We start from the raw sequence: 14,910 nt of genomic DNA on the forward strand, positions 1-14,910 counted from the left end.
GTAATATATTTGCAGTTATTTTTTTCACCATAAATTTAACATGGAAAAATCATCTCAACAAACAGGTACTACATTTACCTTATTGTCATTGTTGGCCTTATCTCATATGTTTAATGACACCCTGCAATCGGTTATCCCAGCAATATATCCGCTTTTAAAAAATTCATTGACCTTAACGTTTACCCAAATAGGATTGATAACCCTTGTTTATCAACTGTCTTCATCCCTATTTCAACCGGTAATTGGAATTTTTACCGACAAGCACCCTCAGCCCTATTCTTTACCTATAGGTATGACTTTAAGCATGATAGGCATTATATCTCTTGCTCTTGCTACCCATTTCACTCATGTATTACTAGCCGTTTTTTTTACCGGATTGGGATCGTCCATATTTCATCCGGAGGCCTCTCGTCTTGCATACCTGGCTTCAGGAGGTAAGCACGGTTTGGCTCAATCAATCTTTCAAGTAGGAGGAAATTTTGGAAGCTCCATAGGCCCGTTAATTGCCTTATGGATTATTACTCCTTATGGTCAAAAAAATGTAGGATGGCTGGCTATCATAGCCTTATTGGGAATTGGAATTATGCTTTTCATCAGCAAATGGTATAAAGAAAATTTAATTCTTTTCAAGTCTAAAAGTAAAACCGTAAAAAATAGTGTCGATGGCAATCAAATAAAATATACTTCTTTACCTAAATCCAAGGTAGTTTCAGCTATAGGAATATTATTAATACTGGTTTTTTCAAAATATGTTTATATGGCAAGTCTTACCAGCTATTATACTTTTTATCTTATTAATAAATTTGGAGTTAGCATTGATGACGCCCAACTTTATCTTTTTGTTTTTTTATTTGCTATTGCAGCGGGGACGATTATTGGAGGACCTGTAGGCGATCGAATAGGAAGAAAATATGTGATTTGGTTTTCCATTCTCGGAACTGCTCCTTTTGCACTATTGATGCCTTACGCGAACCTTACCTGGACCTGTATTTTAAGTATTATCATAGGATTAATATTATCGTCCGCTTTTTCTGCTATACTTATTTATGCTCAAGAATTAGTACCCGGAAAGGTAGGGCTTATAGGAGGACTCTTTTTTGGTTTAGCTTTTGGAATTGCTGGAATTGCGTCTGCTATTTTAGGTAAAATTGCTGATAAAACAGGTATTCAATATGTGTATTATCTTTGTTCTTTCCTTCCTTTATTAGGTTTGGTGGCAAGTTTTTTACCTGAAACAAAAAAAAGGAATCAGTAATTTCATATCTTTTAAATTTCCTTACATTCCTATTTAATTTTAAATAGAATTATTTAATATTCAATTCCTGTTAGTTGATCCAATTAGTGGAATTATACCCAGTCAAAATCATTAACAACCATATATTGATTAATAAAAAAATCGTATTTGAAATATATATGTTTTAATCCATTGGATAATAAAATATATTTGGATTTTATTTGTGTATTGTAACGGGCCGCTTGTTCAAAAGTATTTTGAGTAAGGGGTATTCCGGGCGCTTTGCATTCCACCAACAACCTGGGTTCTGATCTTTTATATAGTAAAATATCTAATCGTTTGGTTTGATGATTGAGGATTATTTTTTTTTCAATAATAAAAGCAGAATGAGAAATTTTTTTTGATGATTGTAAATAAAAAATAATATGTTGCCTTACCCATTCTTCAGGAGTTAGAATTAACCATTTTTTTCTAACTTCGTCAAAAATATGCAAGAGAGATTTATCCTCCTTTATTTGAAAATTATATTTTTCTGGAAAATTTAAAACCGGAAGCTCCATTATTCTAATTATGAAAGAATATAATAATTTAGTCAAAGATATTAAAAATAAAAAATTTTTACCTGTATATTTTTTACAAGGTGATGAACCCTTTTATATAGATACACTAACCAACTTACTGGAAGAAAATGTCTTAAAGGATGAGGAGAAGGCATTTAATCAAAATATTATTTACGGTACGGAATCAGATTTAGATCAAATTATTTCATTGGCGAAGCAATTTCCCATGGGAGCTGATAAACAACTTATAATAATTAAAGAAGCAATGGGATTACCATTGGATAAATCCGAAGCTTTTGAAAATTATATAAAAAATCCTCAACCATCTACGGTATTGGTCATTAACTTTAAATATAAATCATTAGATAAAAGAAAGTCTTTGACCAAATTACTTACCAAACAAGGATATATTTTTACGAGTGAAAAGCTCTATGACAACCAAATACCGGCTTGGATTGGTTCCTTATGCCATGCATCCGGACTGGAAATTGATGAAAAATCCCGAATTTTATTGGCTGAATTTTTAGGTACTGAACTTTCCCGTATTAATAGCGAAGTTCAAAAACTTAAATTAGTTGTTGGAGATTCTAAAAAAATTACTCCTGAAGTTATCGAACGTAATATTGGAATTAGCAAAGAATATAATAATTTCGAATTAAGAAAAGCCATTATTGAGAAAAATATTAAACAGGCTTATAAAATAATAGACTATTTTGAAAAAAATCCGAAGGCTAATCCAATTGTACTTACCTTTAGCACTTTAATAAACCTGTTTACCAATATACTGATTGTTCACACACTTCCCATTAAAACCGCGCCAAATATAGCAAAAGAACTTCGAATCAATCCCTTTTTTGCTAATGAATATCTAACTGCTGTCAAAAATTACTCTTTAAAGAAGACTACTGCTTGTATTGCCTATTTACGAGATGCCGATATGAAGTCAAAAGGAGTAAATGTTTCTTCTTATGCAACCTCCAAAGACATTTTAATGGAAATGCTATATAAAATATTACATTAGATATTAAAAAACCCGAAGTAAATTCGGGTTACGTTATTTTTTTAGCGTGCGGGATTATCGTATGGTAGATAACCGGCACAAAATCTTATTGCAAAGGTACATTTTTTTTCTATTTCAAAAATTTTTCTTCAAATTTCAGTGTATTTAATACCAAATTTTTTTAATAAAATTATTTCAACTCAACCTATCTAATTTAAATATATTAAGAATTTAATATATATTTGATTTCCTGAAAAAGTAAGTAATTATCAAAAACTATAACCTATGTCAGAATTAAAAATAATAGCAACTATTTTGGTAAAACCTGAATATGAAGAAGAAATAAAAAAGGCTATGTATATCGTAGTTGAAGAAACGAGAAAAGAAGAGGGAAATATTTCTTACGATCTATACCAGAATTCCAAAGAATCTTTAAAATATACCTTTATTGAAGTATGGAAATCCCAAGAAGACATCTTCGCTCATAATAATAGCCTACATTTTAAAAATTTTATGAAATTTTTAGAAGGTAAATATGACCACTTAGAAATTGATGTTGTCAAAAAAATTTACTAGATGTAAAAAAATACGTGATAAATACATCCTATAACCAATTCATTTATATAAATAATATAATTACGATTTATTGTTAGCGCCTTACTATATTTTTTATAACTTTGTACCAAATATGAACAAAAATGATTCAATTACATTTGCATTATCATTGTTTACACACCTATATTCAGGTAAGGTAAGTAATTTTTGTTATGCAAAATGTCAAAGTAAATAATAGCCGCCTGATTAATCGGGCGGTTTTTTTTTAGGATCGCTTCAAAATAAAAAATAAAAAAACTATGATTAATGAATAAACTTAAAATTGCTATACAAAAAAACGGACGGTTAAGTGAAAAGTCGTTGGAACTATTGAGTGAATGCGGAATAAAAATTCCTAACGGAACTCAAAAATTAAAAACTTCTTCTTCCAATTTTCCAATTGAAATTTTATTTCTTAGGGATGATGATATACCGCAATATGTGGAACAAAATGTTGCCGATATTGGAATTTTAGGCGAAAACGAAGTATGGGAAAAAGACCGGAATGTTGAGATCATAAAAAAACTAGGTTTTGGTAATTGTCGTATGTGCTTAGCAATACCAAAAGAAGAAATATATACGGGAATTTCCTATTTTAACAATAAAAAAATAGCCACCAGCTATCCTAGAATATTAAATAAATTTTGTAAAAAAAACAATATAAAGGTTGAAATTGAAGAAATTGGCGGAAGCGTAGAAATTGCTCCGGGAATAGGTTTGGCTAATTGCATTTTCGATATTGTTAGTACAGGAAGTACACTTTTCATGAATGGGCTAAAAGAAGTAGAAACTGTTACCAAAAGTGAGGCAGCCCTTATAAAATCAAAAAATCTTTCTCAAGACAAACAACTAATTCTCAATAAATTATTATTCAGAATTCAATCAGTGATATATTCAAAAGAAAACAAATATATCTTGTTGAATGCTCCTAATGAAAACTTGAAAGATATTATTTCCTTATTGCCCGGAATAAAAAGTCCTACCCTATTACCTTTGGCTAAAGAAGGATGGAGCAGTGTACATTCTGTAATTAAAGAAGATAAGTTTTGGGATATTATAGAACAGTTGAAGGAATTTGGAGCTCAGGGAATTTTAGTTATTCCTATTGAAAAAATGATCTTGTAAATTTTATAATTATTTAAAAACAAAAGAATCTCCTATTCAGCTTATTGAATATTCACCCATTTTATACGTTAATAATAAAGCTCAAAAATGAAAATTATAAAATATCCTCATATAAATGATTGGCAACATTTAATTAAAAGACCGGAAAATGAAAAAGTTTCTTTACATGAAACCATTAAAGATGTATTTTTAGGTGTGAAAAATGAAGGTGATACAGCTTTGAAAAAATATACACTTGAATTTGATAAAGTGGCACTTACTAACCTTCATGTTTCCGAACAAGAACTTACCGAAGCAGAAGCACTGGTTTCTACTGAATTAAAACAAGCAATCCTACAGGCTAAATCTAACATTGAAAAATTTCATCTTTCACAAATAGAAAATAAAAAAATAATAGAAATTCAACCCGGTATCCAATGTTGGCGAGAATCTCGAGCTATCGAAAAAGTAGGCTTATATATTCCGGGAGGATCTGCTCCGCTTTTTTCTACCGTACTAATGTTGGGAGTTCCCGCTAAAATAGCCGGATGTAAAAATATTGTATTATGTACTCCTCCTAATAATGAAGGTAAAATACATCCTGCTATTCTATTTGCTGCAAAAACAGTAGGTATAACAGATATTTATAAGGTAGGTGGTGTACAGGCCATCGCTGCAATGGCTTTAGGAACAGAAACGATCACTTCAGTATACAAAATTTTTGGTCCGGGAAATCAATATGTAACTGCAGCTAAACAATATGCCCAGGAATTTAAAGTAAGCATAGATTTACCGGCAGGACCCAGTGAGGTATTGGTAATGGCCGATTCGTCTGCTCATCCTGCCTACGTTGCTTCCGATTTACTCTCACAGGCAGAACATGGTCCTGATAGTCAGGTTATATTCCTCACTACAGATGAAGAAATTTTAAATCAAACTTTAGATGAAATCCATACTCAACTCGAAAATCTTCCACGAAAAGAAATTGCTAAAAAAGCTTTGAATAATAGTTTAGGAGTATTATTGTATTCTTTAGAAGAATGCTTCCATTGGAGTAATATTTATGCCCCTGAACATTTGATCTTAGCTATTGATCAAGCAAAAAAATATATACAAAATATTGAAAATGCGGGATCTGTATTTTTAGGGAATTACAGCTGCGAAAGTGCCGGAGATTATGCCAGTGGAACAAATCATACCTTGCCAACCCATGGATATGCAAGGAATTACAGTGGCGTATCCTTGGATAGTTTTTTCAAAAAAATTACTTTTCAAGAATTAACTAAGGAAGGCTTACATAGGATCGGAAATACAATAGAGTTAATGGCTGAAGGAGAAGAGCTTCAAGCTCATAAAAATGCCGTAAGCATACGTTTAAGATCAAATTAAGCTAATTCACCAAACTTATAAAAAATATATAGGGTAAAAATCACGATTTTAAGTCAATAAAATGATAACCATGAAAAATATAAATCAACTGGCCCGTCCTAATGTACTTACCATGTGTCCTTATTCTTCGGCAAGAGATGAATCAGGAGAAATAGAGGGAATTTATTTAGATGCCAATGAAAACCCTTTTGGAAAAAATAATCGATATCCAGACCCCTATCAAAAGGATTTAAAACAAAGATTGAGCGAAATTAAAAATATTGCAACAGAAAAAATTTTTATAGGTAATGGAAGCGACGAAATTATTGATCATATTTATCGGGTATTTTGCAATCCCGGTAAAGATAAAGTCATGTTTTTCAGTCCCACTTTCGGAATGTATCAGGTGGCGGCAGATCTGAATGATGTTAAGGTTATTGATATTCCTTTAACTTCCGATTTTCAGATTAATATAGAAGAAGCTCAAAAATATTTTAAGGATGAAAATTTAAAGGTACTTGTCATCTGTACTCCAAACAATCCGACCGGTAATGCGATCAATCCGAAAGATATAGATTTTATATTAGAAAATTTTAATGGAATTGTTGCTATTGATGAAGCCTATATAGAGTTTACGGACCAACTTTCATACCTTGATAAAATAGATCAATTTCCTCATCTTGTACTATTACAAACTCTCAGTAAGGCGTGGGGAATTGCCGGTGTTCGTATAGGTATGGCTTATGCTAATCCGGAAATTATCCATTTACTCAATAAAGTAAAGCATCCGTATAACATTAGTACCTTGAATCAAAAAGCAGCTATAGAAACGCTGAATCAAAGCAGTGAATTTGAAAAAAGAAAAAAAATAATTCTTGAGGAAAAAGAAAAATTGCATTTAGCCTTAGAAAAGCTATCTTTAGTGGTTAAAATATATCCTTCAGATACCAATTTCCTTCTTGTTAAATTTTCTCATTCCAATCAGGTTTTTAAAAAATTAATTCAAGAAGGTATAATTGTACGAGATCAATCATCCAAAATTAAGAACAGCCTTCGTATTACGGTCGGTTCTCCTGAAGAAAATTTAAAATTAATCAATTCATTACATAAGCTGAACGTTACTCTATGAAAAAGGTATTATTTATAGATCGTGACGGTACTTTAGTTATTGAGCCTCCGTTGGATTATCAATTGGACAGTTTGGAAAAGCTTGAATTTTATCCTCTGGTTTTCCAAAATCTTTCTAAAATATACCGCGAAATGGATTATGAATTGGTTATGGTAACTAATCAAGATGGATTAGGAACGGATTCCTTCCCGGAAGAAACTTTCTGGCCTTCGCAAAATAAAATTATCAAAGCTTTTGAAAATGAAGGTGTAAAATTTTCAGAAATTCTTATAGATAGGAGTTTTGAACATGAAAATCTACCTACCCGAAAACCCGGAACGGGAATGTTAACTCATTATTTAAAAGGCCAATATGACCTTTCTCATTCTTATGTAATAGGAGATCGATTAACTGATGTACAATTAGCTAAAAATTTAGGTTGTTGTTCTATATATATGGGTACCGAAGAACACTCTAACGCTGATTTACAAACGCAAAGCTGGGACGAAATTTATCACTATTTAAAAAAACAACCTCGAAAAGCTAAGGTAGTTCGTAATACTAAAGAAACCCGGATTTCCGTTGAAATAAATTTGGACGGATCGGGTAAAAATTTAATTTCCACAGGATTAGGTTTTTTTGATCATATGTTGGAGCAGATAGCCAAACATGGAAATATGGATTTATATATTAAAGTGGAAGGGGATTTGAATGTAGACGAACATCACACGATAGAAGATACAGGTATTGTTTTAGGAGAAGCAATTTTAAAAGCCTTAGGAAGTAAAAAAGGAATTGAAAGATACGGGTTTCTATTACCTATGGATGATTGCCTGGCACAAGTGGGAATTGATTTCGGGGGGCGTCCGTGGATAGTTTGGAATGCTGAATTTAAAAGAGAAAAGATCGGAGAAATGCCTACCGAAATGTTTTATCATTTTTTTAAATCTTTTAGCGATCATTCCCAATCCAATATCAATATAAAAGCAAAAGGATATAATGAACATCATAAAATAGAAGCTATTTTTAAAGCTTTTGCTAAAGCCATAAAAATGGCTGTAAAGCAAACAGATAGTAATTTTGCAATTCCAAGCACAAAAGGCAGCTTATAACAAAATAATTAATTGGATACATTGAAATCTTACTGCTCAACAATAAGATTTTAATAAATAAAATGATGTAAACTTTTATGTAAATCCCTTCTTTCAAAAAATTATAAAAAGGCTAGTGAAAAATGATAGCAATTATAAAATACAACGCAGGTAATATAAAATCGGTACAGAACGCACTTTCACGTTTAGGAGCAGAATCTGTAGTTACGGATGATCACAACACGATATTGAATGCCGATAAAGTAATCTTTCCGGGAGTAGGTGAAGCCGGAAGCGCTATGGTATACTTACAGGAAAGAGGTATGGATATACTAATAAAATCTATTACACGTCCATTTCTCGGTATTTGCTTAGGACAGCAATTAATGTGTTCTCATTCGGAAGAAGGAAACACGAATTGTTTGAATATTTTCGATGTTAAAGTTCGAAAATTTCCTCCTACTGATATAGTACCGCACATGGGTTGGAACACAATCTATGACTTGAAGGGAGAAATTTTTAAAAACTGTGTTGACCATGAAGATGTGTACTTTTTACATAGCTATTATGCTGATTTATGTATGAATACTTCCGCTACCTGTACCTATATTTTGCCTTTTAGCGCAGCTTTACAGAAAGATAATTTCTTTGCTACTCAGTTTCATCCTGAAAAATCGGCAGATATTGGAGATCAAATATTGAAAAGTTTTATTGAGCTGTAATTTACTTTTCAGATAAAATATATGGATTTAAGAATTATATTTACTGATCTATACTTTATAATACGGATAAATTAATATAATCTGAAATAAAAAATGAGAATTATACCCGCCATAGATATTATTAATGGAAAATGTGTGCGACTGACAAAAGGAGATTATTCTACTGAAAAAATATATAGGGAAGATCCTTTAGATGCCGCAAAAGAATACGAGGACATCGGAGTCCAATATTTGCATGTGGTAGATTTAGACGGTGCAAAATCAAACCGAATCATTAATTATAATACACTATATAAAATAGCTTCCCAAACTTCTTTAAAGATTGATTTCGGAGGTGGCTTAAAAAGAGATGAAGACTTGAAAATTGCTTTTGAAAATGGAGCTTCACAGATTACCGGAGGAAGTATTGCCGTAAAAAATCCGGAATTATTTCTTTCCTGGCTTTCAACTTTTGGCAGCGATAAAATTATTTTGGGAGCAGATTGCAACCATCGAATGATAACCACCCAAGGTTGGACGGAATCTTCTTCTTTAGAAGTAATCAACTTCATTAAAGAATATGAAAATAAGGGCATTCGTTATGTAATATGTACCGACATTTCCAAAGATGGAATGTTGAAAGGACCTTCAAATGATCTGTATAAAGAAATTCTTCAAACAACTTCAATAGATCTAATTGCGAGTGGCGGTGTATCTTCCTTAGATGATTTATATACATTGAAAGAGATTGGTTGCGAAGGAGTTATCATCGGAAAGGCTATTTATGAGAAAAAGATTAAACTGGAAAAACTAAAACAGTTTCTTAGTGATATTTGATATAGTAATGATTACTGTTTCAATAAATCAAAATGGATTTTTATTACCTGTAATTAATTACTAATGCTTACTTAAAAATAAAAAAGTGTTAAAAAAACGTATTATTCCTTGTTTGGATATAAAAAACGGAAGAACAGTAAAAGGAGTGAATTTTGTGAGCCTTACCGATGCTGGAGATCCGGTAGAATTGGCTAAGGCTTATGTGCAACAAGGAGCAGATGAATTAGTTTTCTTGGACATAACCGCTACTATTGAAAACCGGTCTACCTTGATCCACTTAGTAGAAAAGATCGCCAATGAGATTAACATTCCTTTTACGGTAGGTGGAGGAATAAATTCTGTTGAAGATGTATTTTCTCTAACTCAAGCAGGTGCGGATAAGGTAAGTATTAATTCTTCAGCGATAAAAAGACCGGAATTGATTTCGGATATTGCTTCACGCTTTGGGAGTCAATGTGTTGTTGTCGCTGTTGATACCAAGAAGGAAAATACCGACTGGAAAGTATATACTCACGGAGGAAGAACACCTACCAAGATTTCAACGCTAGATTGGGTAAAAAAAGCCGAGCAATTAGGCGCGGGAGAAATTTTACTTACTTCCATGAATCATGACGGAACGAAAAGCGGTTTTTCCCTTGATATTACTTATGAAGTTGCAAAGACCATGAACATTCCGGTTATTGCTTCAGGTGGAGCCGGAACTAAAGAGCATTTTTCAGATGTGTTTTTAACTACCAAGGCATCTGCAGCTCTCGCAGCCAGTGTTTTTCATTTTAATGAAATTCCCATCCCCGAACTAAAAAGATTTTTAAAAACCAAAAATATTCCTATACGATGAAATTAGATTTTAATAAAAGTAACGGATTGATTCCTGTAATTATTCAGGATGATCTTACCTTGCAAGTACTTATGCTGGGTTATATGAATGAAGAAGCCTTTGAAAAAACAAAAAAAGAAGGAAAAGTGACTTTTTTTAGTCGCAGCAAAAATCGATTATGGACCAAAGGAGAAACCTCCCACCATTATTTATGGGTAAAAAAGATTGAAATAGATTGTGATTGTGATACTCTTTTAATTAAAGCTTCTCCTGAAGGGCCAACATGTCATACGGGAAGTTATTCATGTTTCGAGGAACAGCATAGTAAAGGATTTGTATACAAACTACAACATATTATCAATCAACGAATTGATGAAAAAACAAATGGATCGTATACATACCAACTCTATCAAAAAGGTATTAATAAAGTAGCTCAGAAAGTCGGCGAAGAAGCTGTTGAAGTAGTTATTGAGGCAAAGGATACGAATGATGTTTTGTTTAAAAACGAAGCAGCAGATTTGTTATACCACTATCTTATCCTTTTGAAAGCAAAGGGGTTTCAACTGGAAGATATTGAAAAAGTGTTATTCGAACGAAACCATTGATATATAGGAACTGCAATTGATTATTGCAGTTCATACTCTAATCTTTTCACTTGATTTGAATAGTTATTAACTTGAATGTAACCGCTTAGTAGTTTTAATCTGTTGGTCTTTTCCCCTCTTTTTCAAGTAAATCTAAAAATTGATATTCATCTAAAATTTGTACAGTTCCTAATTGTTCAGCCTTTTTCAGCTTGGAACCCGCTTTTTCTCCTACTATCAGATAATCTAAATTTTTACTAACGGATGAAATATTCCTACCTCCGTTCTTTTCAACCAGTTCTTCTGCATGATCTCTTGTAAAAGCAGTTAATTTTCCTGTAAATAAGAATGTTTTCCCCTCTAATATATGAGAAATTTCTTCCGATGTGTTTTCTGTTTGAAAATGTAAGCCCGATTCTTTAAGCTTATGAATAAGGATTAAATGTTCCGGCTTTGCAAAGTACTCCTGAATGCTGATGGCAATCTTGTTTCCTACATCTGCCGTATTTTCTAATTCTTCTAAAGTTGCTTTTTGTAATTCTTCTATCGATTTAAACCTTTTAGCTAATTTCTTAGCCATTGTTTCTCCAATGTGACGAATTCCAAGAGCATATAAAACTTTTTCGAAGGGAATGTGTTTTGAATTTTCAATGCCGTCTATTATATTTTGAGCCGATTTATCAGCCATTCTATCCAGTTCAATTAATTGTTCCTTTTTCAAGATATAGAAATCAGAGATGTCTTTTACCAACCCTTTTTCATAGAGCATAGAAACCGTCTCGGTTCCAACACTGTCGATATTCATGGCTCTTCGGGAAACAAAATGTTCGATTCTTCCCATAACCTGAGGTGGGCAAGCCTTTTCATTAGGACAAAAATGAGCAGCTTCTCCCGGTTCTCGAACTAAAGGAGTCCCGCAGGCCGGACAATTTTTAATAAATTCCAGCTTGATAATGCCCGGTTCCCTTTTATCGTAATTCACATCCACTATCTTAGGAATAATCTCACCACCTTTCTCTACAAAAACCACATCATTAATTCGTAAATCCATATTGGTAATGAAATCCTGATTGTGTAAAGATGCCCTTTTCACAGTGGTTCCTGCTACCAACACCGGTTTTAGATTTGCCACCGGTGTGATCGCCCCTGTCCTGCCTACTTGATAATCTACGCTTAATAATTGCGTTTCTACTTTTTCAGCTTTAAATTTATATGCAATCGCCCAACGAGGAGATTTAGCCGTATAACCTAATTCCTCCTGTTCAAAGATGGAATTAATTTTAATCACTACTCCATCAATTTCAAAGGGTAAATTATATCTTTCGGTATTCCAATACTCGATAAATTTAATTACTTCATCTAAATTGGTACACAATCGAGCATAATTTCCAACTTTAAAACCCATATCTTTAGCCTGTTGCAAAGAATCCCATTGTGTACTGTACGCCCTTTCATCAGTAAGCATATAATACAAATAACAATCAAGTCCCCTTTTAGCCACCGCCTCACTATCCTGAAGTTTTAAGCTGCCACTGGCCGTGTTCCTTGGATTTGCATAGGGTTCTAAGCCTTCTTTTTTTCTTTCTTTATTTAACTTTTCCAATGATTTTTTAGGCATGATAATTTCACCCCTTATATAAAAACGTTGCGGATATTGTCCGTTTAGATGAAGGGGAATCGAACGTATAGTTTTCACATTATGAGTAACCTCATCTCCTTGAAAACCGTCTCCTCGGGTAACCGCTTGAACTAATTGACCGTTTTCATATAATATACTTATGGAAAGTCCATCGTATTTGAGCTCACATACGTACTCAATTTTCTCATCTATAGATTTGGCAACTCTTGCTGCCCAATCTTTAATATCATCAAATGAGTAACTATTATCCAGCGAATACATCCGTCTTTCATGTCTTACAGTTGGAAAACTTTTAGTTATCTGTCCTCCAACTCTATGGGTAGGTGAATCGGGACTATCGAATTCCGGATTTTCTTTTTCTAATTGCTTCAATTCTTCCATCATTTTGTCAAACTTATAATCCGAAACTTCTGATTGATCTAACACATAATATTTATAATTTAAATCAGTTAATTCCTTCCGTAAAAATTCAATTCTGTTTTTAGTATTACTCATATATTAAAATGTTTATTCAAATTTATGAACAATGATTGATATCTTAAAGAATACTTGATATTGTTTAGCATACCGACTATTGATAATCTATATTCCATAAAAATCGATATATTTTACTAGGAATTATATTGAAATACACAAATTATACTTAACATTATTTCTTTCATCATGAATGATGCGAAATTTACTGTGAATATTATTTATTTTTTATAAATTATTTTTTTTACCATAAGTGTAATAATAAACTTTTCAGTTCTATGTAAAAATATTTACCTAAATTTGTTCTGTTAACATTTTTAATTAAATACTATGTCTCACGGATTATTAAAGGGAAAAAAGGGAATTATTTTTGGGGCGCTAGATTCTAACTCCATTGCTTGGAAAGTTGCAGAACAAGCTCATGCAGAAGGGGCTGAATTTATCCTTACCAATTCACCTGTCGCTCTTAGAAAAGGGGAACTTAATGCATTAGCTGAAAAGACGGGTTCAGATACGGTTCCTGCTGATGCAACTTCTATGGAAGATTTGAATAAACTTTTCGATCATGCTCTTGAAAAATTCGGAAAGCTTGATTTTATTTTACATTCTATAGGAATGTCTATTAATGTCAGAAAAAATAAAGATTATACTGATATAAACTACGAATGGTTAACTAAAGGATGGGATATATCTGCCGTTTCTTTCCATAAGGTTATGAAAACAGCTTGGGATAAAGATGCCATGAACGAATGGGGCAGTATCGTAGCCCTTTCTTATATTGCCGCACAAAGAACTTTTCCCGGTTATAATGATATGGCTGATAATAAAGCTTATTTGGAAAGCATTGCAAGAAGTTTCGGTTATGAATGGGGAATTCGTAATAGAGTTAGAGTAAATACTATTTCGCAATCTCCTACTCCGACTACTGCCGGAAACGGTGTAAAAGGTTTTGGCGGATTTATTGAGTTCGCTGAAGAAATTTCTCCACTAGGTAATGCTACTGCAGAGGAATGTGCAAATTATTGTATTACCTTATTTTCCGACCTAACCAGGAAAGTAACTCTTCAAAATCTCTTCCATGATGGTGGATTTTCCAATGTAGGAGTTAGCGAAAGAGTTATGAAACGTTTCGAAAAATAATAAATTTATATTGTTTATAAATTCCATAAAAAAAGAGGCTTATAAGCCTCTTTTATCGTATAAGTTGTATTACTTTATTATTTTATTATCGGTTGCAATTTTATTACCTTACTATCATCAATATGATAATACTTAATCACCTCGTTATACTTTTTGTAATCGATTGGCATTTTACCACTAAAGGCATTACCGGTATTGCTTCCCGGAATAATAACTATCCTAAAAACTTGTTCATTAATTAAACCAGGAGTTAAAGTCAAATCATAATTTCCCCTTGCATAAATATTAAAATCTTCAATACTAAAATCATAATCGTATGAAAACTCGCTTTCGGTAATCCTATCATTATCTAAGTCTAAATAAAGGGTTCGAGGTATAAGTTGCCATACATCTTTACCTGATCCGGTTACTGTGGATAGCCTATATATTAATAAATGATCTCCGTTAATTATAGCCGGTCTAAGTTCACCATTAATAACCCAACCTAGTTGATTGTCAAACCTAAATGAACTTTCAATTTCAAATACTTTTGAAATAGTATCCGTATTAACTACCACGTTGCCATTATCATCATCACTGCAACTAGTGAATACAAAATTAAAGCATAATGCTATTACTACTATTGATAATATCTTTTTCATAAAATTATATTAAAGAAC

15 protein-coding genes are annotated in these 14,910 nt (G+C 32.4%); 12 read left to right on the forward strand and 3 right to left on the reverse strand.

Annotation, left to right across the window (positions count from 1 at the left end; translation table 11 throughout):
- Window positions 1-40 precede the first annotated feature (40 nt).
- On the forward strand, window positions 41-1,255 hold the full coding sequence (locus ASC36_RS00190) for an MFS transporter (RefSeq protein ID WP_055424467.1): 1,215 nt from the start codon (window positions 41-43) through the stop codon (window positions 1,253-1,255).
- Between the two features lie 92 nt (window positions 1,256-1,347).
- On the opposite strand, the gene ASC36_RS00195 is transcribed toward ASC36_RS00190, so the two are convergent.
- Window positions 1,348-1,794, reverse strand: a complete 447-nt coding sequence (locus tag ASC36_RS00195) for a type I restriction enzyme HsdR N-terminal domain-containing protein (RefSeq protein ID WP_055424681.1) — start codon at window positions 1,792-1,794, stop codon at window positions 1,348-1,350.
- Window positions 1,795-1,804: 10 nt separating this feature from the next.
- On the opposite strand from ASC36_RS00195, the gene holA reads away from it, so the two are divergent.
- From holA to hisIE, 10 genes are all read left to right on the forward strand, one after another.
- Complete coding sequence (holA, locus tag ASC36_RS00200; RefSeq protein ID WP_055424468.1) at window positions 1,805-2,815, forward strand: DNA polymerase III subunit delta; 1,011 nt, start codon at window positions 1,805-1,807, stop codon at window positions 2,813-2,815.
- Window positions 2,816-3,079: 264 nt separating this feature from the next.
- The gene (locus ASC36_RS00205) at window positions 3,080-3,370 is read left to right on the forward strand and encodes a putative quinol monooxygenase (RefSeq protein WP_055424469.1); all 291 of its coding nucleotides are present in this window, start codon (window positions 3,080-3,082) and stop codon (window positions 3,368-3,370) included.
- Between the two features lie 285 nt (window positions 3,371-3,655).
- Window positions 3,656-4,513, forward strand: a complete 858-nt coding sequence (gene hisG / locus ASC36_RS00210) for an ATP phosphoribosyltransferase (protein ID WP_055424470.1) — start codon at window positions 3,656-3,658, stop codon at window positions 4,511-4,513.
- A gap of 87 nt (window positions 4,514-4,600) precedes the next feature.
- Entirely contained in the window at window positions 4,601-5,881 is a 1,281-nt protein-coding gene (gene hisD / locus ASC36_RS00215; RefSeq protein ID WP_055424471.1) for a histidinol dehydrogenase, read from the forward strand.
- A 70-nt stretch (window positions 5,882-5,951) separates the two neighbouring features.
- Complete coding sequence (gene hisC, locus ASC36_RS00220; RefSeq protein ID WP_055424472.1) at window positions 5,952-6,989, forward strand: histidinol-phosphate transaminase; 1,038 nt, start codon at window positions 5,952-5,954, stop codon at window positions 6,987-6,989.
- Window positions 6,986-8,080 (forward strand): bifunctional histidinol-phosphatase/imidazoleglycerol-phosphate dehydratase HisB, encoded by a 1,095-nt coding sequence (hisB, locus tag ASC36_RS00225; RefSeq protein ID WP_055424473.1) that lies wholly within the window; start codon window positions 6,986-6,988, stop codon window positions 8,078-8,080. Before hisC ends, hisB begins: the two co-directional genes overlap by 4 nt.
- A gap of 122 nt (window positions 8,081-8,202) precedes the next feature.
- Window positions 8,203-8,781: an imidazole glycerol phosphate synthase subunit HisH gene (gene hisH / locus ASC36_RS00230; protein WP_055424474.1), complete on the forward strand. Its 579-nt coding sequence runs from the start codon at window positions 8,203-8,205 to the stop codon at window positions 8,779-8,781.
- Window positions 8,782-8,874: 93 nt separating this feature from the next.
- On the forward strand, window positions 8,875-9,597 hold the full coding sequence (gene hisA / locus ASC36_RS00235; protein WP_055424475.1) for a 1-(5-phosphoribosyl)-5-[(5-phosphoribosylamino)methylideneamino]imidazole-4-carboxamide isomerase: 723 nt from the start codon (window positions 8,875-8,877) through the stop codon (window positions 9,595-9,597).
- 85 nt (window positions 9,598-9,682) lie between these two features.
- Window positions 9,683-10,435 (forward strand): imidazole glycerol phosphate synthase subunit HisF, encoded by a 753-nt coding sequence (gene hisF, locus ASC36_RS00240; RefSeq protein ID WP_055424476.1) that lies wholly within the window; start codon window positions 9,683-9,685, stop codon window positions 10,433-10,435.
- Window positions 10,432-11,019, forward strand: coding sequence for a bifunctional phosphoribosyl-AMP cyclohydrolase/phosphoribosyl-ATP diphosphatase HisIE (gene hisIE / locus ASC36_RS00245; protein ID WP_055424477.1), 588 nt, complete (start codon window positions 10,432-10,434; stop codon window positions 11,017-11,019). The genes hisF and hisIE overlap by 4 nt, the downstream gene beginning before the upstream one ends.
- Window positions 11,020-11,113: 94 nt before the next feature.
- Here the strand turns inward: hisIE and ligA are convergent, their stop codons facing one another.
- On the reverse strand, window positions 11,114-13,132 hold the full coding sequence (gene ligA, locus ASC36_RS00250) for an NAD-dependent DNA ligase LigA (RefSeq protein WP_055424478.1): 2,019 nt from the start codon (window positions 13,130-13,132) through the stop codon (window positions 11,114-11,116).
- 309 nt (window positions 13,133-13,441) lie between these two features.
- On the opposite strand from ligA, the gene ASC36_RS00255 reads away from it, so the two are divergent.
- Window positions 13,442-14,251, forward strand: a complete 810-nt coding sequence (locus tag ASC36_RS00255) for an enoyl-ACP reductase FabI (RefSeq protein ID WP_055424479.1) — start codon at window positions 13,442-13,444, stop codon at window positions 14,249-14,251.
- A gap of 77 nt (window positions 14,252-14,328) precedes the next feature.
- Here the strand turns inward: ASC36_RS00255 and ASC36_RS00260 are convergent, their stop codons facing one another.
- Window positions 14,329-14,892 carry a hypothetical protein gene (locus ASC36_RS00260; protein ID WP_055424480.1) on the reverse strand — a complete coding sequence of 188 codons (564 nt, stop codon included), beginning with the start codon at window positions 14,890-14,892 and terminating at the stop codon, window positions 14,329-14,331.
- Window positions 14,893-14,910 lie beyond the last annotated feature (18 nt).

It is taken from the genome of Apibacter mensalis, assembly GCF_001418685.1.
Classification (GTDB): Bacteria; Bacteroidota; Bacteroidia; order Flavobacteriales; family Weeksellaceae; genus Apibacter; species Apibacter mensalis.

What these genes read in the sequence shown, in the direction of transcription:
- holA (WP_055424468.1), top strand. Translation starts at nt 1,805, where the DNA reads ATGAAAGAATATAATAATTTAGTCAAAGATATTAAAAATAAAAAATTT.
- hisA (WP_055424475.1), top strand. Translation starts at nt 8,875, where the DNA reads ATGAGAATTATACCCGCCATAGATATTATTAATGGAAAATGTGTGCGA.
- hisB (WP_055424473.1), top strand. Translation starts at nt 6,986, where the DNA reads ATGAAAAAGGTATTATTTATAGATCGTGACGGTACTTTAGTTATTGAG.
- hisD (WP_055424471.1), top strand. Translation starts at nt 4,601, where the DNA reads ATGAAAATTATAAAATATCCTCATATAAATGATTGGCAACATTTAATT.
- ASC36_RS00195 (WP_055424681.1), bottom strand. Translation starts at nt 1,794, where the DNA reads ATGGAGCTTCCGGTTTTAAATTTTCCAGAAAAATATAATTTTCAAATA.
- hisIE (WP_055424477.1), top strand. Translation starts at nt 10,432, where the DNA reads ATGAAATTAGATTTTAATAAAAGTAACGGATTGATTCCTGTAATTATT.
- hisC (WP_055424472.1), top strand. Translation starts at nt 5,952, where the DNA reads ATGAAAAATATAAATCAACTGGCCCGTCCTAATGTACTTACCATGTGT.
- ASC36_RS00190 (WP_055424467.1), top strand. Translation starts at nt 41, where the DNA reads ATGGAAAAATCATCTCAACAAACAGGTACTACATTTACCTTATTGTCA.
- hisH (WP_055424474.1), top strand. Translation starts at nt 8,203, where the DNA reads ATGATAGCAATTATAAAATACAACGCAGGTAATATAAAATCGGTACAG.
- ASC36_RS00205 (WP_055424469.1), top strand. Translation starts at nt 3,080, where the DNA reads ATGTCAGAATTAAAAATAATAGCAACTATTTTGGTAAAACCTGAATAT.
- ligA (WP_055424478.1), bottom strand. Translation starts at nt 13,132, where the DNA reads ATGAGTAATACTAAAAACAGAATTGAATTTTTACGGAAGGAATTAACT.
- hisG (WP_055424470.1), top strand. Translation starts at nt 3,656, where the DNA reads ATGAATAAACTTAAAATTGCTATACAAAAAAACGGACGGTTAAGTGAA.
- ASC36_RS00260 (WP_055424480.1), bottom strand. Translation starts at nt 14,892, where the DNA reads ATGAAAAAGATATTATCAATAGTAGTAATAGCATTATGCTTTAATTTT.
- ASC36_RS00255 (WP_055424479.1), top strand. Translation starts at nt 13,442, where the DNA reads ATGTCTCACGGATTATTAAAGGGAAAAAAGGGAATTATTTTTGGGGCG.